23 protein-coding genes are annotated in these 20,420 nt (G+C 56.6%); 19 read left to right on the top strand and 4 right to left on the bottom strand.

What is annotated here, in order from left to right:
- Nucleotides 1–5: 5 nt before the first annotated feature.
- A complete protein-coding gene (lysA, locus tag ABSE13_RS02390) occupies nucleotides 6–1,298 on the bottom strand; it encodes a diaminopimelate decarboxylase (protein WP_424026888.1) in 1,293 nt (430 codons plus the stop codon).
- A complete protein-coding gene (locus ABSE13_RS02385) occupies nucleotides 1,295–2,443 on the bottom strand; it encodes an LL-diaminopimelate aminotransferase (RefSeq protein ID WP_424026887.1) in 1,149 nt (382 codons plus the stop codon). The genes lysA and ABSE13_RS02385 overlap by 4 nt, the downstream gene beginning before the upstream one ends.
- Before the next feature lie 157 nt (nucleotides 2,444–2,600).
- On the opposite strand from ABSE13_RS02385, the gene cutA reads away from it, so the two are divergent.
- The 4 genes from cutA to ABSE13_RS02365 all read left to right on the top strand — a co-directional run bounded on the left by cutA (nucleotide 2,601) and on the right by ABSE13_RS02365 (nucleotide 4,266).
- Nucleotides 2,601–2,942 (top strand): divalent-cation tolerance protein CutA, encoded by a 342-nt coding sequence (cutA, locus tag ABSE13_RS02380; protein WP_424026886.1) that lies wholly within the window; start codon nucleotides 2,601–2,603, stop codon nucleotides 2,940–2,942.
- Nucleotides 2,943–3,038: 96 nt separating this feature from the next.
- Entirely contained in the window at nucleotides 3,039–3,512 is a 474-nt protein-coding gene (locus tag ABSE13_RS02375; RefSeq protein ID WP_424026885.1) for a DUF1890 domain-containing protein, read from the top strand.
- Complete coding sequence (locus ABSE13_RS02370; RefSeq protein ID WP_424026884.1) at nucleotides 3,500–3,775, top strand: DUF1894 domain-containing protein; 276 nt, start codon at nucleotides 3,500–3,502, stop codon at nucleotides 3,773–3,775. The genes ABSE13_RS02375 and ABSE13_RS02370 overlap by 13 nt, the downstream gene beginning before the upstream one ends.
- A gap of 104 nt (nucleotides 3,776–3,879) precedes the next feature.
- Entirely contained in the window at nucleotides 3,880–4,266 is a 387-nt protein-coding gene (locus ABSE13_RS02365) for a response regulator (protein WP_424026883.1), read from the top strand.
- A 26-nt stretch (nucleotides 4,267–4,292) separates the two neighbouring features.
- On the opposite strand, the gene ABSE13_RS02360 is transcribed toward ABSE13_RS02365, so the two are convergent.
- On the bottom strand, nucleotides 4,293–5,201 hold the full coding sequence (locus tag ABSE13_RS02360) for a HEAT repeat domain-containing protein (protein WP_424026882.1): 909 nt from the start codon (nucleotides 5,199–5,201) through the stop codon (nucleotides 4,293–4,295).
- 317 nt (nucleotides 5,202–5,518) lie between these two features.
- On the opposite strand from ABSE13_RS02360, the gene ABSE13_RS02355 reads away from it, so the two are divergent.
- The 11 genes from ABSE13_RS02355 (at nucleotide 5,519) to ABSE13_RS02305 (ending at nucleotide 16,208) form a co-directional block, all read left to right on the top strand.
- Entirely contained in the window at nucleotides 5,519–7,171 is a 1,653-nt protein-coding gene (locus tag ABSE13_RS02355; protein ID WP_424026881.1) for a 2-oxoacid:acceptor oxidoreductase subunit alpha, read from the top strand.
- Nucleotides 7,168–8,019, top strand: a complete 852-nt coding sequence (locus tag ABSE13_RS02350; RefSeq protein ID WP_424026880.1) for a thiamine pyrophosphate-dependent enzyme — start codon at nucleotides 7,168–7,170, stop codon at nucleotides 8,017–8,019. The genes ABSE13_RS02355 and ABSE13_RS02350 overlap by 4 nt, the downstream gene beginning before the upstream one ends.
- An 83-nt stretch (nucleotides 8,020–8,102) precedes the next feature.
- Entirely contained in the window at nucleotides 8,103–8,936 is an 834-nt protein-coding gene (locus ABSE13_RS02345) for a hypothetical protein (RefSeq protein WP_424026879.1), read from the top strand.
- 154 nt (nucleotides 8,937–9,090) lie between these two features.
- Nucleotides 9,091–10,077 (top strand): IPT/TIG domain-containing protein, encoded by a 987-nt coding sequence (locus ABSE13_RS02340; protein ID WP_424026878.1) that lies wholly within the window; start codon nucleotides 9,091–9,093, stop codon nucleotides 10,075–10,077.
- Nucleotides 10,078–10,230: 153 nt separating this feature from the next.
- Nucleotides 10,231–10,830 (top strand): DUF2179 domain-containing protein, encoded by a 600-nt coding sequence (locus tag ABSE13_RS02335; RefSeq protein ID WP_424026877.1) that lies wholly within the window; start codon nucleotides 10,231–10,233, stop codon nucleotides 10,828–10,830.
- A gap of 145 nt (nucleotides 10,831–10,975) precedes the next feature.
- Nucleotides 10,976–12,241, top strand: coding sequence for an AAA family ATPase (locus tag ABSE13_RS02330; RefSeq protein ID WP_424026876.1), 1,266 nt, complete (start codon nucleotides 10,976–10,978; stop codon nucleotides 12,239–12,241).
- On the top strand, nucleotides 12,242–12,781 hold the full coding sequence (locus ABSE13_RS02325; RefSeq protein WP_424026875.1) for a hypothetical protein: 540 nt from the start codon (nucleotides 12,242–12,244) through the stop codon (nucleotides 12,779–12,781).
- A gap of 145 nt (nucleotides 12,782–12,926) precedes the next feature.
- Nucleotides 12,927–13,088 carry a rubredoxin gene (locus ABSE13_RS02320; protein WP_424026874.1) on the top strand — a complete coding sequence of 54 codons (162 nt, stop codon included), beginning with the start codon at nucleotides 12,927–12,929 and terminating at the stop codon, nucleotides 13,086–13,088.
- 5 nt (nucleotides 13,089–13,093) lie between these two features.
- Nucleotides 13,094–14,278, top strand: coding sequence for an FprA family A-type flavoprotein (locus ABSE13_RS02315; protein ID WP_424026873.1), 1,185 nt, complete (start codon nucleotides 13,094–13,096; stop codon nucleotides 14,276–14,278).
- A gap of 13 nt (nucleotides 14,279–14,291) precedes the next feature.
- Nucleotides 14,292–14,672: a desulfoferrodoxin gene (locus tag ABSE13_RS02310; RefSeq protein WP_424026872.1), complete on the top strand. Its 381-nt coding sequence runs from the start codon at nucleotides 14,292–14,294 to the stop codon at nucleotides 14,670–14,672.
- A 78-nt stretch (nucleotides 14,673–14,750) separates the two neighbouring features.
- Nucleotides 14,751–16,208, top strand: coding sequence for a TrkH family potassium uptake protein (locus ABSE13_RS02305; protein ID WP_424026871.1), 1,458 nt, complete (start codon nucleotides 14,751–14,753; stop codon nucleotides 16,206–16,208).
- A 123-nt stretch (nucleotides 16,209–16,331) separates the two neighbouring features.
- On the opposite strand, the gene ABSE13_RS02300 is transcribed toward ABSE13_RS02305, so the two are convergent.
- Complete coding sequence (locus tag ABSE13_RS02300) at nucleotides 16,332–16,673, bottom strand: hypothetical protein (protein WP_424026870.1); 342 nt, start codon at nucleotides 16,671–16,673, stop codon at nucleotides 16,332–16,334.
- A gap of 190 nt (nucleotides 16,674–16,863) precedes the next feature.
- Between ABSE13_RS02300 and cfbC the strand changes: the two genes are divergently transcribed.
- From cfbC to ABSE13_RS02280, 4 genes are all read left to right on the top strand, one after another.
- Nucleotides 16,864–17,676 carry a Ni-sirohydrochlorin a,c-diamide reductive cyclase ATP-dependent reductase subunit gene (cfbC, locus tag ABSE13_RS02295; RefSeq protein ID WP_424026869.1) on the top strand — a complete coding sequence of 271 codons (813 nt, stop codon included), beginning with the start codon at nucleotides 16,864–16,866 and terminating at the stop codon, nucleotides 17,674–17,676.
- A complete protein-coding gene (locus ABSE13_RS02290; RefSeq protein ID WP_424026868.1) occupies nucleotides 17,642–18,679 on the top strand; it encodes a nitrogenase component 1 in 1,038 nt (345 codons plus the stop codon). Before cfbC ends, ABSE13_RS02290 begins: the two co-directional genes overlap by 35 nt.
- Nucleotides 18,672–19,793, top strand: a complete 1,122-nt coding sequence (locus ABSE13_RS02285; protein ID WP_424026867.1) for a nitrogenase component 1 — start codon at nucleotides 18,672–18,674, stop codon at nucleotides 19,791–19,793. The genes ABSE13_RS02290 and ABSE13_RS02285 overlap by 8 nt, the downstream gene beginning before the upstream one ends.
- A 139-nt stretch (nucleotides 19,794–19,932) precedes the next feature.
- Nucleotides 19,933–20,343, top strand: a complete 411-nt coding sequence (locus ABSE13_RS02280; protein WP_424026866.1) for a hypothetical protein — start codon at nucleotides 19,933–19,935, stop codon at nucleotides 20,341–20,343.
- Nucleotides 20,344–20,420 lie beyond the last annotated feature (77 nt).

Below are 20,420 nucleotides of genomic sequence, written 5' to 3'. Positions count from 1 at the left end.
TCCGCTTACATCTGCCAGGCAGGGCGTTCTATCGCGGCCTTGAGATCATCGACAGTTTCGCCCCTGCGCATAAGCGCTACCTGTGTTCCCCTGAGGAGCACCTCGGGGCACCGTGGCCTGCTGTTATATTGCGAGGACATTGCATAGCCATATGCCCCTGCATCGAGGACTGCGATGATGTCCCCTGCCGCGAGCTGCGGGAGTTTCCGGTCCGGTGCAAGGATATCTCCGGTCTCGCAGATCGGGCCGGTGACGGTATACTCCGTAATGAGAGGTTCATCCGCCTTGTTGGCGACAATGACCTCGTGGTACGAATCGTACATCGCAGGCCGGACCAGGATGTTGAACCCTGCGTCTACGTTCGCAAACCGCTTGTGGGCCGATTTCGTGGAGTTGACCCGGGTGAGGAGGACCGTGGAGTCGGCTACGAGCGACCGGCCGGGTTCGACCCAGAGTTCCGGGCTGATCCCGCAGGCCTCTACACCTGCCTTGAAGATCGGGACAACCTTTGCTGCATAGTCCTCGGCAATCGGGGACGGGTCGGTGTCGTGGTGGTAGGGGATGCCAAGGCCGCCCCCGAGATCGATGAACTCGAGTTTGACACCCATCAGGGTGAGTTCCTTTGCGATCCGGATCATCACTTCCGCGGCCCGGGCAAAGGGCTCGATGTCGAGGATCTGGGAGCCGATGTGGCAGTGGATGCCGACCGGAAGGATGTGTCTGCAGGCAAGGGCTTCCCGGTAGGCTGCAGGAATCTCCTTGTGGGGAATGCCGAACTTGCTGGTCGCAAGGCCGGTCGCGATCTTCGGGTGGGTGGGCACCTCGAGCGCCGGGTTCACCCGGAACGAAACCTGTGCGATCTTCCCTGCGGCCTGTGCTGCCGCATCGAGCTGGTGGAGTTCGTCAAGGGAATCGAGCGAGACTTTTACGCCTTTCTCGACTGCGAGCCGGAGATCGGCGGGGGTCTTGGAGCTCCCGTTGAAGAGTAGTCTCTCCGGTGCCATGCCGGCTTCGAGTGCAAGATGGAGCTCACCTGATGAGAAGACATCTGCCCCGGCCCCTTTCTGTGCCAGCGCCCGCAGCAGGGCGAGGTTGCCATTTGCCTTTGCGGCAAAGAGCACCTGCACCTTCGGATAGCGGGCACCGAGGGCTTTTTTGTAGCTCTCGAACTGCTCGATGACCCGGTCCTCGCTCGTCACGTAGAGTGGTGTCCCGTACTTCTCTGCAAGTGCCACGCAGTCCTGCCCGTTGATGTGGAGGTGACCGTTTTTGATCGCGAGGTGGTGGGCGAGCCTCACAGTTTCATCCTCCGCATCCGCCCGATTGCCTCCTGGATCCGTGCTACCGGGCGGGTGATTGCAAACCGCACATAGCCTTCCCCGCTGGCGCCGAAACCGACGCCCGGGGTGGCTACGATACCCGCATCGTTGAGGAGCTGGGCTGAAAATGCCATGCAGTCCTTCACCGGCAGCCAGACATAGAACGTGGCCTTCGGTGTGGGGAGATCGAAGCCGAGGCTCCGAAGTCCCTTGACCAGCACGTCGCGGCGCTCCTGGTAGATCTTACAGGCCTCCGCCACGCAGTCCTGCGGGCCGCTGAGTGCCGTGATCGCCGCGTGCTGGACCGCGTTGAAGACCCCGGAGTCCACGTTCGTCTTGACCCGGCCGAGGCCGGCGAGGATCTCCGCGTTCCCGACTGCCATGCCGATCCGCCAGCCGGTCATGTTGTAGGTCTTGGAGAGCGAGTGCATCTCGATACCGACTTCCATGGCGCCTTTTGTTTCGAGGAACGAGGGAGCGCGGTACCCGTCGTACGCGATCTCGGAGTACGCATTGTCCGAGACCACGACGATATCGTGCTCGTTTGCAAAGTCAACGACTTCCTTGTAAAACCCCGGGGGGGCAACTGCGGCTGTCGGGTTGTTCGGGTAGTTGATATAGAGGATCTTTGCCTCTTTTGCCACTTTTTTCGGGATGTCAGCCAGCATGGGAACGAAATTATTTTCCCGCAGGAGCGGCATCTCGTGCACCCTGCCCTCGGCAAAGAGAGTACCTGTTCGGTACACCGGGTAGCCGGGGCTCGGGGCGAGGACATAGTCGCCCGGGTTGACAAACGCCTCGGCGATATGGGCAATCCCATCCTTGGAGCCCATCAGGGCGAGCACTTCCTTTCCTGCGTCGAGGGTGACACCAAAGCGCTTTTTGTACCAGCCTGCTACGGCGCTCTTGTAGGCCGGCATGCCGGCATAGGAGGGGTAGTGGTGGTTCTCCGGGTCCTGTGCTGCCTTGCAGAGGGCGGCCACGATATGGGGCGGCGTGGGAAGGTCCGGATCCCCTACACCGAGGTCGATGATATCGACGCCTTTTTTCTGCTGCTCCGCTTTCATCTCGTCGATCCGTGCAAAAAGGTACGGCGGGAGACTGTCCATACGTGATGCGTACATAGATACTCTAGTATGGGTGTTGTGTTCTATAGAATTTACCTCCCGGCACCCCAAAGGGGATCACTCCTTTACATACCTCTTGACCCCTCAGGCCGGCATTGGTGATGACTTGCCGGAAGAACCAGGTTTATTATCCGGGAATCCAACATTCATCGTCATGGTGGAAACCGGAAGCCGGGATCCGGGAACGGAGATCTGCGTGATCTTCTCTACGGTCCCCGTATCAAAGTCCAGGGGAATTGCCAGGGCACTCCTTGACCGGCACCTTGTTGCCTGCGTGAACATGACACCTGTCAGGTCCTGGTACCGGTGGAAGGGGGAGTTCTGCGATGATGAAGAACACCTGCTCATTATGAAGACCCGGAAGGAAAATGCAGAGGCGGCAATCCGGGAGCTGAAGGTGCTGCACCCGTACGAGGTGCCGGAGATCATTGTGCTGCCGGTCACGGGCGGGCACCAGCCTTACCTTGCATGGGTGCATGAGGAGACACAGAAATAATGCCGGAAGCGGGCAGCGGGGATGATGTGGTAATGCGCAAGGTTATTTCGTGGAAACAGGTAAAGACTCTGTACCGCATGGCAGGGACTGGTACTCTTGGCAGATGAAACACCACCCCGGATTCCAACGGCACTCCTCGTACTCGGGTGCCCGCAGGTACCGGTGCAGACAAGCATTGCATTCTATCTGATCAGCCGGCTGAAGAAGGCAGGCATCACGCCCGTGGTTGCCGGCAATAAAGCGGCGAACACGCTGCTCGTGGTCTCTGACCCGGACCGGCATTATCTCGGTGAAGTGATCGATCTCGACCGGGCCGTTGGGCTGATCACGGAGAAAAAACGGGATTTCGATCGCTGTTTCGTCTTTATCCACAACGATGCAGGTGTCAGCTATGCCGCCACGATGGGTGCCATCTCCGGGGCGAAACTCTACGCTCTTGTCTATGGCGAGCATTTCGATGAGCAGATCAAAAAGATCGATTTCCCCTGCACGGTTATCGCGGCCAAGGCCGTTCACAACCCCCTGCCGCTCAAGAAGGCGATTGACGAGGTGGCACCATGGGCTGCGTAGAATCGATGAACTATGAGATCGTCCTGCGGGATGCAAGCTTCAAGGAATCCCGTGATTATATCCACAGCAATTTCAAGGAATCCATCGATGTCCAGCCGGGGTTCAAGATCTTTGACGTCTATGTGATAGGCCTGCCACCTATTGCGATCGGGCTTGATGGCGACTTCGTCATCTTCCCGTACACAAAACCGTGCCACGGGACGTTCCTCCTCCGGGTGGAGGACCCGGAAGAAGCGGCACGGTTGCGCAGCTTGAAAAAATGATTGCTTTGTATTTCCTTTGTTTACACACCGTACAGACGTCCGGAATATATCATAGACTATATACCCTAATGGGAATTATTAATTAGTACTACCGGGGTGTGCACATGGCCAGCAAGGGAAAGATCCTCCTTATGGATGACGAACAGATCATCCTTGACGTGACACTCGAGGTACTCCGCTTTCTCGGGTACGACGTGATGTTTGCCAAAGACGGGGGGACGGCAATCGCTCTCTACGAAAAGGAGAAGAATGCCGGTGCGCCGTTCGATGCTGTCATCCTCGATCTTTCCATCCCCGAAGGGATGGGTGGAAAAGAGGCAATAGAGCGCCTCCGGGCGTTCGATCCCTCGGTAAAGGCGATTGTCTCGAGCGGGTACACCCATGATCCCGCGGTCATGGATTTTTCTGCCCACGGTTTCTCGGGCAAACTTGCCAAGCCCTACAAGATCAGTGATATGAAATCGGTGCTGGAACAACTGATTAAAAAATGAGGGAGACCAGATCTCCGGTTGCTGTTTTAGGATCTTACCGTTTTCTCGCTTTTTGCGTCAATCTTTGCGATTGCCTCATCCGCTGCACGGCGCACGTATTCGTCTTTGTCATCCAGCAGTTTCCTGAGGGGTTCGAGGGCGCGTTTGTCACCGATGTTGCCGAGTGCATCTGCAGCGCCCCAGCGGACATACCAGTCCGTGTTTTTCAGGGACTGGATCAGGGAATCAACGGGCGCATCGCTGCCGAGTTTGCCCAGAGCCCATGTAGCCGGGACCTGGACAAACGAGTCGGATTCCTTGAGGGCTTTCCCAAGGCACATCGCTGCCCGCTTGTCGCCGATCTTTCCAAGTGCGTCGGCCGCACTCCAGCGCACGTACCAGTCCTGGTCGTTCACTGACTGGATCAGTGGCTCCACGGCCCGACGGTCCTTGATCTCCCCGAGAGCCCAGATTGCCCTGACCCTGACCCACCAGAGTTGGTCTTTCAGGGCATAGATCAGGTGATCAACGGCAGGTTCCCCGATAAGAGAGAGCGCAAAAGCACTTCGCCACTGGACGTCGCTGTCCTCCTCCCGCAGGGATGCGATGAGAGGCAGTATTGCCGGCTTGCCGATCTCTGCCAGGACCCGGGTCGCATGCCAGCGGGCATCATGATCCTGCTCGGATAATACGCGGATGAGCTGGGGAATCGCTGCCTTTCCAATCCTGCCGAGGGCGAGCCCGGCAAGCCACCGCACATCCTGGTCATTCTCCTTAAGCGCCCGGACCAGGGGTTTGATGGCAGGTTCACCAATATCCCCGAGGGCGAGTGCTGCCCTCCAGCGAATCCCGAGATTAGGATGGCGGATCGCCTTGATCAGGCCGTCCATATCCATGCCGCTAGTCGTGTGCAGGGAATATGCCTTCTTGTCTGCCATCAGGCCATTCGTGTTCATGTGTTTCACCTCCTTTTTTGTGTATGGTTGTGCCGGAACGTCCGGTGTACTGTCGGGTTTGTCCGGATACTGTGGATTCAATAAAACCACGGTATCATCTCACTAATAAGATATGGTACTCTGTATAATGTTGATGAATGTTGTAACCCTATTTGAATATAACTATATGAATAGTCGCAGCGACTGCTTTCCCGTCGTGGTGTGAGCGAAGCTTCATCATCCATTTCCTCAACCCCTCACACTTGTGACATCTCCTTGTGGCGTCATGCCAATCTATATACCTCCCCTGATATGATCAGAACATACGGGGAACCGGAATGAACGACGTATCTGTCCTGGTTGGCGGCAAGGCAGGGGATGGTATCAACAGTGCCGGGGCAATGATTGCCCAGCTCCTCAGCCACATGGGCTATCATATCTATCTGTATTTCGACTACCCCTCCCTGATCCGGGGGGGGCACAATTTTGCCGTGATCCGGGGTGCCGGGACCAGCATCGGAACCTGCCGTGAGAAGGTGGATTTTATCCTGGCCTTAAACCAGGAGACGGTCCAGCGCCACCGGGACCAGATGAACCCTGGCGCTGCTATCATCTTCAACGCGGATCTCGTGAAGAGTGAAGGACAGGGTGTTCCGGTAACGTCTATACTCCACGAAGAACAGGCGCCCGGGATTATGGGCAATTCCGCACTCATCGGCGGGTTTGCAAAGTCGGCGGGTATTCCCTGGGAGACGGTTGAAGCGGTCTTCAGGTCCCATATTCCCAAGGGCATTGACCTGAACCTGAAGGTGGCACGGCGGGTGTACGATCAGCTGGCCACCATCCGGCCAATCGAACGGGGCAGCAGCCCGGGACTGCCACTCCTTTCCGGGAACGAGGCGATCGGTCTCGGTCTTGCAATGGGGGGGCTTGAGGCCTATGTCTCGTACCCAATGACACCCTCGTCGAGCCTGCTCCATTTTCTTGCGGAAGAGAAAGAGAATCTGGGAATTATCGTTGTGCACCCGGAGAACGAGATCTCTGTGGTGCTCATGGCGCTCGGGTTCGCCTATGCCGGTAAACGCTCCGCCGTGGGAACCTCCGGTGGGGGATTCTGTCTCATGACCGAGGGCCTGTCGCTTGCGGGGATGGCAGAACTTCCCCTCGTTTTTGTCGTCTCACAACGGACAGGACCGTCCACCGGGTTGCCGACCTATACCGGCCAGTCTGAGCTCCAGTTTGTGCTGTATGCCGGACAGGGAGAATATCCCCGGTTCGTCGTTGCCCCGGGCGATGCAGGGGAGGCATTGTACTGGTCTGCCGTGGCCATGAACATTGCATGGAAATTCCAGATCCCGGCGTTCATCCTGCCCGATAAGACCCTCTCTGAAGGTACCTACAGCGTCAATAGTGACGCAATACCTCCGGTAAACCGGGAAGATCCCGTTATCGCAGATCAGGGCTCCCGATACAAACGCTATGCCGAGACGCCCGCCGGCATCTCGCCGCTGTCATTTCCGGGAGCGAAGGAGGCCGTGGTCAAGGTGAACAGCTATGCCCACGACGAATCCGGGTACACGACTGAGGAAGCGGATATGGTGGACCGGATGACAAGGAAGCGCCTGCGCAAGTGGGAGGGGCTGATCGCCGGGATGGAGCAGTATCCCCAGGTAAACAGTTCCGGCCCATACGGATCTCCAACAGCCCTGCTCTGCTGGGGCTCCACCAAAGGCGTGTGCCATGAAGTCGCCAGCCAGCTTGGCCTGCGGATGATCCAGCCGGTGGTCCTCTCTCCGTTCCCGATGACCGCACTGAATGCGGCACTCGATGGCGTTAAGACCGTGATCTGCGTTGAGGAGAATGCCACTGCCCAGCTTGCCGCCCTTGCCGGGCTGCACGGGATTACAATCCACAAAAAAGTCCTGAGGTACGACGGCCGGCCGTTCACGTACGAAAGCCTGCTTGCCCGGGTGCAGGAGGCGCTCCTATGACCATCCGCCCGATCATCACGGACAGCCAGAATACCTGGTGCCCGGGATGCGGTAATTTCACTATCCAGCATACCCTCAAGAATATCCTTGCTGACCTGGAGAAGGAGGGAAGATCGCTCGATGACGTTGTCCTGGTCTCGGGCATCGGCTGTCATGCAAAGATTGCCGATTACCTGAACATCAACAGTTTCTACTCGCTCCATGGAAGGACTATCCCCGTAGCGACCGGCATCAAACTGGCAAATCCCCGCCTCACCGTCCTCTGCTGCTGCGGCGACGGTGACTGCTATGCCGAAGGACTGGATCATCTTCTCTTTGCGGCAAAACGCAACCTCGACATTACGGTCATCGTCCACAACAACCGGGTCTACGGGCTCACTACGGGCCAGTACACCCCCACGTCTCCCCTGGGGTTCCGGGGCAAATCCACACCCCTGGGAACGGAGGAGTTCCCGTTCAACCCCCTTGAACTGATGCTTGCGAGCGGGGCCACCTACGTGGCCCGCGGGTATACGAAGAAGATGGACCAGCTTAAAGGCCTGATCCGCGGCGGGATCGATCATCATGGCTTCTCGTTCATCGATGTTCTCCAGATCTGCGCCACGTTCTTCCCGGCTGCGGACTATTACACCCCCCGGGTCTACGATCTGGCCGATCACGACCCGGCACAGTTCATGGACGCCTGCACCCGGGCCCGCGAATGGGATTACAACAAGGATGCAAAGATTCCTCTCGGCACGTTCTACCGGGCCCGTTTCCCGACGTTCGACGACCGTATGGCACAAAAAGGGATGGATCAGGACCAGCGCGACGCGGCAGTCCGGGAGATTGTGGCGACGCGGACGTAAAACCCTTTTTTAACCGATGAAAGACTGACCGTGCATTATACATCGGAAGACGACACACCCGTCCTGTACTGCAACGTGATGCCATGAATAAAAACCCTGATACCGGCCCAGGGAATGTCTCTCCCGCTCAGCCGCCGGCATCCCGCACCCTGGTACTCCGTCTTCTCGTCATCCCGGTCCTTGTCTATGCCATCTGGGTGCTTGAGTGCTTCCTGTTTGGCGGTGCCGTGCATCTCTTTCCTGCACCCGCAGGCCCCGCTCTCGCTCTCTATACGTTTGTAGCGTGCATCCTCACAGGACTGGTCATCCCGGTCTTTCTCCTGCGCAGGGCGTTTGTCTCCGGTGCCGTGACGATGTTTCAGTTCGGGTTCCGGTCCCTGCGCCGGACAGTCCCTGTAACCGCTCTTACCTGCCTGGCGCTGTATGGCTGTGTTCTCCTGTTCAGTCCCCCCGGCACTGGCCGGACCTTGTTCTGGCAGAGTTTCCTTCTCATGCTGCCCACGGGTATCGCTTCAGTCATGATCTGCTGGGTGATGGCGGGAACGCATGTGCAGGCGCTGGTCAGGTCCGGAGGGGCCGCGATCTCCATCCCCGTTGGAGTCGTGGTGACCGGGATCCTCTTCGCGCTGGCCATGCTCCTGCTGGTGCCGGTGCAGCGATCACCCGATCTCCTTTCCCTGTATATTATTGCCGGCATGCTCATGGCACTCTTCTTTTTTGCTGTCCGCGACATCTATGCCACGGGCATTGCCGTAACGGGATGTATGGCCTTCCTGTTCTCCGGCAGTATCCCTCCGTCGGGTATTTTCCCGGTTCTGCCATGGGCATATGCCGCAGCAATCGCGACGGCCGGTGTCCTGGTGGGAATCCACCGCTACCTTTCCCTGCATTTTGTCACGATACAAATCCCCCGGTAGTAACTGAATGATCGCACATAGTGGATAATGCCACGTTCGAATCATATGCTGGGAATAATACAGTAATTTTTATTGTTAATCTGACGTGGCGGATGGGAAAAAAACCTATCCTGGAATAAATAATCTTATACGGGTGCCCGCTGAAAATACTCGTATGAATGAGAACCTCAGGTTTGGAATGTTTCTCTGTCTTCTTATTATTGCCGGTGTGCTTATTGCGGGCTGCTCAGACCAGTCGGACAATTCTGTGACCACGATGGCAACGACCGCAGCTCCCCAGGCAAAATACACGGCAGGTGATATCATCGCGAAGACCTCTGCCGGAGGGGACCAGCTGTATGTTATATTAGGTTACGATTCAGCAACGGATAATTATGAACGGGCCTGGATTTACAAGAATTCAGATGGATCCTGGGGGCACTTCATTAGCAGCACGACTGACAAGAAAGCTGACCGGACTACCGTTGAGAAAACGTACCCGGTTAAGATTGCGCATGTCACCGTCTCGTCAATTCCCGTCGTAACCCCCACCCCGGTGGTTATTGCAAATGTCACGTACGTGGGTGAAGGGCCGTCAATCAGCAGTATCTCCCCGAACAGCACAGGACAGGATGCAACAGTTACGGTCACGATCATCGGAAATAATTTCCAGACCGGTGCGGTTCCCAAGCTGATCCAGCCGGGAAGCGCGGCAATTACCGGCACTGCAACTTCGGTTTCAGCCACTTCCATCACGACGACTTTTAACATGAACCAGCAGGCAGCGGGCGACTACAATGTCATCGTTACCGACCCTGATGGCAGATCGGATATCCTCCAGAACGCGTTCACTATCGGGAATGCAGCGCCGGTGGTGAATACGATTACTCCGGATACCGTGGAACTGAACGATACCGAATCGACATTCACGATCAACGGCCAGAACTTCCAGACCGGGGTATCCGTATCCTTCGTACAGGGATCCCTGACAATCCCCTGCGTAAATCCGCAATATGTTGATGCAACAAAGATCTCCTGCGGCCCGATTGCCTTCCCGTCCGGTGCAACAGCGGGGCTCTATGATGTGAAAGTAGTAAATATCGCCGATTTAACAAGCGGAATCCTGAGCCAGAAGTTCACGGTCACCAATTCGACAGCATAATCCTGAAAACAATCTCCCTTTATTTTCTGTCTTTCCCGGCTATTATCCCGCCGTGACGGTGGTTTTTACACGCGCTGCCCCGTTGGTAATCCTGAAATCCCGGTACTGCCCCACCGCAAACTATTAACTCACCAATCGAAAAACTAGATGAGAATGCCGGACATTGTCATATCTCCCGTTGTTTTTGCCTATGTCATAGTCCCGCTTCTGATCTTCTGTGCCCGCGTCTGTGATATGAGCCTCGATACGATACGGGTTATCTTCATGTCGAAGGGGATCCAGTACCTCCCGGCATTCATCGGGTTCTTCGAGGTGATCATCTGGCTCATTGCCATCGGTCAGGTTATGAACAACCTGACCAATGCGGTTTGCTATATTGCGTACGGGGCAGGGTTTGCGACCGGCACGTTTGTCGGGATGGCAATCGAGGAGAAACTCTCCCTTGGCCTCACCAGCGTCCGCATCATAACGAAGGAAGATCCGGCCGAACTGATGCAGTTCCTGCGATCGCATAACTACGGTGTCACGAGTATCGATGGGGAAGGTGGTACCGGCAGGGTGAAGATGGTCTTCACCATCATCAAGCGGCAGGACCTCAAGCACGTGATCGGGATCATCAAGGATTTCCACCCGAATGCCTTTTACTCCATAGAGGAAGTGAAGTCCGTTGCCGAAGGGGTCTTTCCTGAACGGAACTCACACCGGCTTTTCCGGTGGATCGACTCGTTCAGTTATAACCCGAAAGGAAAATGATCTCTCCCGGATCGTTCCTGGCCCGGGCACTCCTGCAGATCGCACTCTTATTACCTGCAGCTGAGTTGTAACTGTTCCCCGTGCGGTCCCTGAGCAACCAATACATTCTTTTTGTTCAAGGCTAACGATGACGTAAGGAAAGCGTATGCCGATACAGCGGGTTCATGTTGAGAATTTCAAGAGTTTCTCAGAGTTCGACGTTGATCTGTCGCAGTTTAATATTGTGATCGGTTCGAACGCAGCGGGCAAGTCCAATTTCATTGCCGTCTTCAGGTTCCTGCGGGACATCGCCACCCTCGGGATCGTCAATGCTATTGCCCTCCAGGGGGGTGCGGAATATATCCGGAACGCGAAGATCGGCAAAGACCGGGATCTCGTTGTAAGGGTGACATACCTGCCAAACCCCACGATGGAGTTCATCGAGACCGGCCGGGATGATCCCCGGTTTCTTGGCATGAACCCCTGCGAATCCTCATATGAATTTGCACTTCGGTTCACTGGTGAGGGCGACGAGTTTGTCATTGTAAAAGACCAGCTCGTGATCAGCTGCGACGTGACGTCATGCGAATGGTCTGATGGGATTGTGGTCGGGAAGACACCGATTGGCCGGGGTGAGATCAGCATCTCGAATCGGAACGGGGAGATCGGGTATGATATCCGGATTCCTGAGGGGTGTCCGCTCCGGCAGGACGAGCTCGTCCCGGTCTTCTTCCGCAACAAGAGACTGCCGGAGAAGACCCTGCTCCTCGAGACTATCTACGGGTACCCGCTGCCACACCTGGAAAAATTCTTTGACCGGATCGCTGTCTATGATATCGACCCGAAACTCCCGAAAAAAGGTGCCGTGATCACCGGGAAGCAGGAACTCGACGAGAACGGCAGCAACCTTGCCCTCGTGGTGAAGAAGCTCATCGAAGACCCTGAAAAGAAACGGAAATTCTCCAACCTGCTCCGGGATATCCTGCCGTTCGTGGAGGACTTTTCCGTGCAGAAGTTCATGGATGTCTCGCTCATCCTGACCCTTCGGGAGCGGTATGCAAAAAACCGGGATCTCCCTGCCTTCTCCCTGTCCGATGGGACAATTACCATCTTCGGCCTGATCATTGCTCTCTATTTTGAGGAGAAACCGTTTATCATCATCGAGGAGCCGGTCAGCCACATCCACCCGTTCCTTATTGCCCGGGTGATGGGCATGATGAAGGAGGCCTCGCGGAACAAGCAGATCATGGTCACCACCCACAGCACGGAGGTGGTCAAGCATGCATTCCTGGACGATATCCTGTTGATCTCCCGGGACAGCGAGGGTTTCTCCATTGTCTCACGGCCCTCCGACAAGGAGGAGGTCAGGACGTTCCTCGCGAACGAGATTGGTATCGAGGAACTGTATGTCCAGAACCTGCTGGGAATGTAAATGAAACGGCGTCTCTTCATCATGGTCGAAGGACAGGACGATGTGCGGTTCTTCGGCCGCATCATCAAGCCCATCTTTGCGCCACGGTACGATTCCGTGGAGATCATTCCCTATGCCTGCACCAAGCGCGAGAAGGTGAACCGGTTTCTCGAGAGCGTCAGCCAGATGAAGAACGATTACATCTTTGTTGCCGACATAGATTTCGAGCACTCCGTCCGGGACAAAAAACAGATCCTTTATTACCGGTTCAACAGTATCGATGGCAAAAGCATCGTGATCGTCATAAAGGAGATCGAGAGCTGGTATTACGCGGGTATCTCCGGCAACCTGGCACGGGAACTGGGTGTCTCCGACACGTCATCCACCGACGATCTGACAAAAGAAGACTTCAACCGCCTTATCCCCAGAAGATTTGATTCCCGGATCGATTTCATGTTCGAAATCCTCAAGTCGTTCTCGATGGAGACGGCAGCACGCAAGAACCACTCTTTTGACTTTTTTACCAGCAGGTATAATCTGCAGCAACTACCGGAACCCTGATACCGGCATATTGCTGGTGTCCGGTGTCGCCTTACCAGTTGTCATTCCTTTATTATTACAGACCTTTTGTGCCAGTATCGGAACCATTTTTTAATCGCCCTGCCACTCTTGTACTATCCAGATTCCGGACAGGTTGTTGATTCTGATGGTACGGTATGTGTGCAGTATCTGCGGGCATGTATATAATCCGGAGAAGGGAGAACCCCGACAGGACATCCCCCTGGGAATTGATTTTCAGGAACTTCCCGTTGACTTCCCGTACCGTGTATGTTTTGCATTAAAGAATGAATTCTGCAGGGAAGGCTGACCGCAATGGTTTTTCGTGAAATTACAAAAGGGATCTACTGGGTCGGGGCACTCGACTTCGACCGGCGGATCTTTGATGAACTGATTCCTCTTCCGGAAGGGACGAGTTACAACTCGTACCTGGTCCGTGGGAGCACTAAGACTGCATTGATCGATACGGTCGATCCGGCAAAAGAGGAGGACCTGATCCTCAACCTGATCAGGCTTGGCGTGGACCGGCTCGATTACGTTGTCATCAACCATGCCGAGCAGGACCATTCGGGCTCGCTCCCGATGATCCTGGAAATGTTCCCCGGGGCAAAAATCGTAACAAACGAGAAATGCAGGGATCTCCTGGTCGCCCTCCTGCAGATCGATCCCAGGTCCGTACAAGTTATCAGGGACGGGGAGAAACTCTCCCTCGGGGACAGGACGCTCCAGTTCTTGCTGACCCCCTGGACCCACTGGCCCGAGACACAGGTCACGTACCTGGAGGAGGATAAGATCCTCTTCTCCTGCGACCTGTTCGGGTACCATGTGGCTTCGAGCGACCTGTTTGTTACTGATGAAGCAGAATCCCGCCGGGCTGCGAAACGGTATTATGCCGAGATCATGATGCCGTTCCGGAACAGTATCCGTGGGCACGTAGAGAAGATACGGGCCCTCCCGCTGGAGATGATCGCACCCAGTCATGGGCCTGTCCACCGCAACCCCAAATTTATCCTGGATGCCTATGCAGCCTGGGTCTCGGACGACGTGAAAAATGAAGTGGTGATCCCCTATGTATCCATGCACGGGAGTACCCAGAAGATGGTGGATCACCTGACGACCGCCCTCATCGAACGGGGAATCGGTGTCAAGCCGTTCAACCTCACGCACACGGATATCGGGGAACTGGCCCTGGCCCTCGTGGACGCGGCAACGGTTGTTGTCGGGACGCCGACGGTTCTCTTCGGCCCCCACCCCCAGGTGGTCCATGCCACGTATCTGGCCAATGTACTGAAGCCGAAAGTCCGGTTCGCCTCGGTGATCGGGTCCTACGGATGGGGCGGCAAAGCGGTCGAGACCATCGTGAATATGCTGGATCACGTCAAGGTCGAAGTCCTTGAACCCGTCATGATCAAGGGAGCCCCGGACGAGGCGGCCATGGTGGCACTCGACCGGCTCGCGGACGAAATATTGAAGAAGCATAAGGAAAGTAACATCGTGTAAGTACGGAGGAAGTATGACAAAACTGTATGAAGTCTACAAGTGCGGAGTATGCGGGAATACCACCAGAGTGATTCATGCATCGGGCGGCACCATGGTCTGCTGCGGCCAGCCCATGACCCTCATGCCGGAGAAGACCGACGATGCAGGTAAGGAGAAGCATGTGCCGGTTGTTGAAAAGTCGGCAAAAGGTATCATCGTTAAGGTCGGATCCGTTCCCCACCCGATGGAAGAGAAGCACTACATCGAATGGATCGAAGTCAGGTATGGCGGAACCGTCTATTTTCACGAACTCAGGGCCGGCGACAAGCCCGAGGCCGAGTTCTGCGTCCCGGATGCCACCGTCAAGGCACGGGCATACTGCAATGTCCACGGCCTCTGGACGAACAAGGCGTAAGACGCCTCCTTTCCTTTTTTTAATTCCCCTGCTGGCCCGGGCAAACACTATTAGGGGACAAACGGCAACCCAATAGTGATGCGCCGGCTCGAACACGTCTCTACGATCATCGCAGATCTTGGGGATATCTTTGCATTTGTCGCACCGGTCACCGTTGTCCCCCTGTTCGTTGCCGTTCTCTTCTCCGAATGGAACATGCTCCTGCCCATGGCGTTCGTTCCCGGTATATTTTTTATGGCAGGAATGATCCTGCGGAGCTTTCCCCGCAGGCAGCACGGGACACGGCTGTCATCTGCCATGTGCACCGTGGCCCTCTTCTGGCTGACCTGTGCAATGGTGAGTGGCATCCCGTTCATGCTGGGCCTGCACATGGGGTTTACCGATTCGGTCTTCGAAGGTATGGCGGGATGGACTGGGACTTCGTTTTCCATGATCCGCTCCCTTGACACGGCACCGTATACCCTGCTCTTCTGGCGATCCTATATGCAATGGGTAGGCGGGCTCGGGATCATCTCTTTCTCTCTTGCGCTTGCCAGCAGCACAGGCCTGTTCCGGTCCAGGATCTTCCGGAGCGAGAGCAGGGATGAACCCCTGTTACCCACCGTCATTGCTACCGGCCGGAACCTCTGGAAGATTTACGGGGTCCTCACATTCTGTGCAATAGGACTTATCCTCTTCACCGGGCTCTCCCTGTGGGAGTCGGTCAACCTTGCACTGTCGGCGATCTCGACCGGGGGATTCACGCTGCACCCGGGCGGGATCCTTGCTTACCACAGCGTACTGCTCGAACTGATTCTGATCGCGATCATGATTGCCGGGGCATTGCCGTTCAGGCTCTATTATCTCATCCTCGAGAACCGCCGCTGGAGCCTGTTTGGCGACGAGCAGGTAAAACTCTTCTTCCTCTTCCTTGCTATCGGGACCGCTGTCCTGACCTATGACCTGATCTTCTTCGGGAGTCTTGATTTTCTCCCTGCGCTTGAGCAGGGATTCTTCATGGCGACTTCAGCACTTACGACCACCGGGTTCCAGACAACGGATTTCCATATCTGGGCCAGCGTGACGCTGCTTTTCCTTGCTATGCTCACCTTCATCGGTGGGGCTGCAGGTAGCACGGCAGGAGGGATCAAGCTCGACCGGGTCGCCTTTGCCTTCCGGGCCCTCCTCTGGTGGTTCCGGCGGCTCTACGTGAGCGGGAAGGTATTCCTGCCGTTCCGTATCGAGGGCCGCGTCATCCCCCGGGCCACCGCCGAGCTCGAGACTGCAAAGAACATGCTCGTTATCATCCTCTCGGTGATAACGATCTTTATCGCAACCCTTCTTGTCCTCCAGTTCCACATCACAACCTATTCCATCACGGAGATCGTCTTTGAAATTGTCTCGGCGTTCTCCACGTGCGGGATCAATACCGGCTATGTCTCGCCCGATATGCCGGTCATCTCCAAGTGGATCTTTATTGTCGTAATGTGGGTAGGCAGGCTTGAAGTGATCCCGGTCGTGATGCTCTTTCTTGCCCTGCTCCGCGGGCCGGAATAGGTCCGTCTGCCCTCTTTTCCGTGTACCGTGCCGGGAAACAGATCTTCCCCGGGGAAAAGCCATTGCAGGTCAAATCACTCTATTTGCAGGATTGCAGCTGCCTGCTGCCACTCCTCCGCCCAATCAGATCGCCGATATAACCTGGTTGGTGATGACTACGCATGCGAGCCAGACCCCATACGCTCCGGCGAGGCTTGGGAGGAGGGCAAACCTGCCCATCAGGAAATACAGAGCGAGAAGGAAGGCCAGTGTCGGGATGGCAAAATAGAATGCACCTATGACGAGTTGCTGGGTTGTGGCAATTCCCGCCTCTTTATAGGTGAACAGGAACGCGAGCGTTGTGATGATCGGTGCCGCAGCAAGGATGGCCCCGTACCGGGGATTGACCTGCTGCGCAAAGTAGGTTACCCCGACAATGATGCTCCCGCCGGCAACGAACTTGAGAAATGTCTGCACCGCGTCCATTGAAGTACATGATTACTCCTGTCCTCCCAAATAACCTCCGAGCGGGGCAGTGCTCTCCGGCGCCGTTATTGGGCCACCGGAGCGCATCCTGCATCCGGGTCGCATGGGGTCATCAGCACTCATTCAACGCAAGTTTACTTTTGTTAACATCAGGAGATCTAATATAAATTGCCGGTCCATAGGTACGGTAATGAAGCAGATCGCCCTGTACGGTAAAGGTGGCATTGGAAAATCCACCACCTCGGCCAATCTCTCGGCCGCGCTCTCCGCCAGGGGACTCTCGGTCCTCCAGATTGGCTGTGATCCCAAGCGGGACAGCACGAGGATGCTGATGCAGGGCCGGTTCATCCCGACCGTGATGGACCTGGTCAGGACCAGGGGGGATACCAACCTCACCCTGTCGGATATCGTCTTTACCGGGTATAACGGGATCCGGTGCGTGGAGGCGGGAGGGCCTGAGCCCGGCGTTGGCTGTGCCGGCAGGGGGATCATCGCTACGTTCCAGCTGCTGGAGAAGTTCGGAGCCCTCGAGGGCGACGTGATCGTCTACGATGTCCTTGGCGACGTGGTCTGCGGCGGTTTTGCGATGCCTATGCGGCAGGGCTATGCCCAGGAGATTTACCTGGTCACCTCCGGGGAACTGATGTCCCTGTATGCGGCGAACAACATCTGCAAGGCGATCCAGCGCCTCTCCTCCCGGGTGAAGAGCAAGTGCCGGCTGGCCGGCGTGATCTGCAATGCGAGAGGCCAGCCCCGCGAAGAGGAGCTTGTAATGGAGTTCTCACGACGGGTGAACAGCGCGATGGTGCAGTATATTCCCCGTGCCCATGTTGTACAGCAGGCCGAGGTGAACCAGCAGACCGTGATCGAGTACAGCCCGGACTCGGCCCAGGCTGAAGTGTACCGCTCGCTTGCCGGTCGTGTCATGGAGAATACCCGGTTATCGATCCCCACCCCCCTTGAGACCGATGAGCTCGAATCCCTTGCCCGTGAATTCATCTAGGCTTGGCGGATGCACCCTGACGGGAGCACTCTCGGTCACCTCCCGTATCCGCGATGCCGCAACGATCGTGCACGGGCCAAAAGGGTGCAGCCACCATAACTTTTCCCTGCTGCATGCCACCTGGCTCGACAATGACGAGATCCTGCTCCCGGATCTCGTCTCGACCGGGCTCTCCGAACAGGATATTGTTTTCGGCGGTGAGGCAGCCCTCCGCCGGTCGCTGGACAGGGCTGCCGGCCGCAACGTCAAGGCGATTTTTGTCCTCTCTACCTGCATAGTCGAGACGATCGGGGACGATGTCGAGTCGGTCTGTGAACAGGAGTACGGGTTACCGGTCATCCATATCCCCACGGCAGGTTTTCTCGGCGGGACGTTCCAGGATGGGGTGAATAACGCCCTGATCACCCTGGCCGGGACCGTGGACCCCGGCGATAAGGTGCCCGGTGTCAATGTCATCGGAGAGATGAACCTGGAGTACGAAGTGGAGGAAAATTATACCGAGATCGCCCGTCTCCTTGATGGCCTCGGACTGCCCGTTTCACTGAGGTTCGTCCACGACATCCCCTTTGACCGGATTTCCCGGCTGGGGTCTGCACAACTGAACATTCTCCGGAACACCGCTCTTGTGCCGGTCGGGAGGTACCTGGAAGACCGGTTCGGCACGCCGTTCATTCCTTCGTTTCCCCACGGCCTGTCGGATACCCTTGCGTTCCTCGAATCCGTGGCCAGTTGTTGTACGATTGACGGGCGTGATTCACTGGAACGAGAGCGGTCTCTGCAGGCAGAGATGATTGCCGCATTTGGTGACCTCCACGGTTCCCGTGCGGTGTTTGATAACCTTTGGCCGGGCCAGGAAGGTCTTGCGGCTGCGCAGGAACTCGCGGGTGCACTCGGGCTCTCACCGGGTGGCGGGAACGATGCCCGCCTTCCGGTCAGCTCTGCGGTGGGTACAGCCGGTCTGCGGCGGATGCTGCACCGCTGGAGGAGGACAATCCATGCCTGAATGTGATAATCCTCTCTGGCCTTGTGCGATGACCGGCGCAGCAGCGTGTCTTGCCGGGTTTGATGGTATCGCGGTGGTGATCCACGGGTCGAGCGGGTGCTACTATTACCCAACAACTCTCCTTCATGCCCCTCTCCACGGCACTTTCATTCTTGAGAACGAAGTGATCTTTGGATCTGAGGACCGGCTCCGGGAAGTGATCAGCGGCCTTGGAGGGACCGGGAAGCGTATCGCTGTGATCACTACCTGTGTCCCTGCGATTCTTGGTGAGGACATCCAGTCCATGCTCGCTGATCTCGACGTGATCCTTGTCGACAGCCCGGGATTCTCCGGCGATGTGGAAGCCGGTTATACAAATGCGCTTGCACGGCTTGGCCCGCGGATCGATCCGGGCATGACGGGTGTGAATATTGACGGTGCCTGCCTCTTCGACCCATTCTGCAGTGGAAACGTTCAGGAGATCCTGCGCATGTTTGCGATGGCGTCCGTCCAGGCAGGTACGATCTTCTGCCAGGACCGGCTGGAGAAAGTACATAGTGCAGCACCGTGGACGGTTGGCACCAACGCAGACTTCTCCTCCGGCGTTGGGCAGTCCCTTGGAGGTATGCTCGGGTTCGATGCGATCCGGGCTACCTTCCATGAGATTGGAAACCGTGTAGAGGAAGCGGATATCGATCCGGTCTTGGTCGAGCTCCGGCAGCAGGAGGAGCGGGTTGTGCGGGCCTGCGACAAGTACCTGCAGCGGTACGACCCGCCGGCGGCTGTCATCTTCGCCGGGTACTCATACGGTCAGTTTGCAGCTGAAGTGCTGGACCACTATCTCGATGCGGAGATCTGTTGTATCGGCTCCCGGAATGCAGCGGGAGCATCGCGGTTCCCGTTGTCGAGGGCAGACGGGATCTCTCAGGTAAACGACCTCATAAGGGCTCACCATCCCGATCTTGTGATCGGATCTTCGTTCGAGCGGGCGATCTGCAGGGACACCGCGTTTGTAGGAATCATTCCTCCCTTGCGTGGCACGGTGCGGCTCTCGCCCGTCCCCCTGGCCGGTATCAACGGCACCCTCTCCTTCATCGAGTATGTCCTGAATGCCTGTATAGACCGGAAACCGTGAACCATCCGGTTCCCAACCCACCTTTTCACGCTGGAAATTCCAGCAGGGGGGCTCAACGGATTTTACTTTCACCCTGCGCATGCTGACAGGCTATATACCCCCCAGTGCAACGCCAGTATACGACAGAAGGTGGTCGTGTATGATGGAAAAAGCAGGATATCTCCAGCAGACAAGGTGCAGGGCGATCGACAGTGAAGGCATGGAACACGAAGTCGTGGAACTGCACGTGCTCGGGAACCGGTATGCCATCCGGAAAACAGAGCTGCTCAGGGCAGTCTCCGGCAGGGTGTATGTCCAGATCGAGGAACTCACCCGGAACTGGGATTATTATCTCGGCCTGACCCGTGGACTTGCCCATGTCTCTGCTTCCGGTAAGGCGCTGAACGTCGACCTGTTCGAAGCAGGAACGTTCACGCTCTCCCTGACTACGCTCCGTGCAGTGATGTACGGGAAGGAACGCATGGCCGTGATCGTCAGGATCCCCGAATCGCCCGTGGTCCGGATCCGCAGGGTTGTTGAAGGGCAGCAGAAGATCGGTGCCCCGGTCTGAATCTGCATCAGACAAATACCGGCTGGAACCCGGAAAAATCCCTTCCCCCATGACTCTTTTTTTTAACCATATCATAT

The sequence above is a fragment of the Methanoregula sp. genome (genome assembly GCF_049518935.1).
GTDB lineage: Archaea > Halobacteriota > Methanomicrobia > Methanomicrobiales > Methanospirillaceae > Methanoregula.
Note: the sequence above shows the minus strand (reverse complement) of the source record. Positions and strands in the feature narration are given on the sequence as shown.